This window comes from Campylobacter sp. BCW_6467 (assembly GCF_001762855.1).
Classification (GTDB): Bacteria; Campylobacterota; Campylobacteria; order Campylobacterales; family Campylobacteraceae; genus Campylobacter_D; species Campylobacter_D jejuni.
In genome coordinates this window covers 1102-2145 of the sequence record NZ_MJXP01000046.1, presented here as the reverse complement: position 1 = coordinate 2145, position 1044 = coordinate 1102, and the positions used below count along the sequence as shown (strand labels likewise).

Genomic DNA, 1044 nt, shown 5'->3' with positions numbered 1-1044 from the left:
CTACTTTCAGGAGTAGAATCTATATCTCTTGGATCTTTTAATTTACCTTTTTCAATATCATCATATAAAGCCCAAATGATTCTACCTTCTTCATCATAGGCAAAATCATATTTATTTAAATCAATCGTCCAATCTGCTCCTATAATCTCATCTAAAAAAGGAAGCATACCAAATTCATCTAATAAACTCTCATAATGATAATCGTGTAAATCATAAATCATTTTTGCTCTAAGCTTATTCCAATGTTGCCCTGTAAGAAAAGAATTAGAACACAATACTGCTAAACCTAAACTTTTAAAAGCATTTTTATCTCCAAGTTGAGCTTGTAAAAACAATGCTTGTTGTTGTCTTGCTTTAAATCCTACGGCAGCTGTGGGACTAGCTTTAATATTTCCCAAAAGTAAAGCAGACAATTCCCATTCATTAAAGAAAGAATAAGATTTTAATGTTCCACGATGAGAACTTACTTCATCATAAATATAAGCGTATTCTTCATTAACCAATCTTCCTTTTTCATCTACATTAGCATAAGCATCATAGGGTATATCTATAACCACAGATCTTAATCCACTTCTTATTGCTAAATATTTATATCTTTCTCTTTTGGTTTTTAAAGAATGATAATAAGCTTTTTCTGCTTTAGTCCAAGGAGCTATGCTTCCTTTGATAGGATCTTTTAAATATATACTTTGCCAATCTTTAAATTCAAGTAAAGTAGATTTCTCCCCTGTGTGAAATTCAGGATCTAGGTATTGGGGTTTATAGTCTTTGTAGGGGGAGTTTCGTTTAATGTTGTGTGCTTCAAACAAAGCTTTGGAATATTCTTCGGTATAGTTGCCTGTAGGCTTAACATTTTCTTTAAAGAGTATTTTATTGGTATCTTTTTCCACATCTAATGCCAATCCATTAGGTGTATAAATTTTATAAGTCTCACTCATTATCTATCCTTTCTTAATTTAACCCATGTATAAACCATCTTCCATGATTATAGTAGTGGCTAGTCTAGTTATGAAATTCATTATTTTCACTCTTTGATATTATGCT

At 30.8% G+C, this 1044-nt stretch carries 1 protein-coding gene; it reads right to left on the bottom strand.

Features of this window, described 5'->3' with window-relative positions:
- Positions 1–938: hypothetical protein (locus tag AJ888_RS06405; RefSeq protein ID WP_070296205.1), on the bottom strand; the 938-nt coding region annotated here is incomplete at its 3' end.
- Between the last annotated feature and the right edge of the window lie 106 nt (positions 939–1044).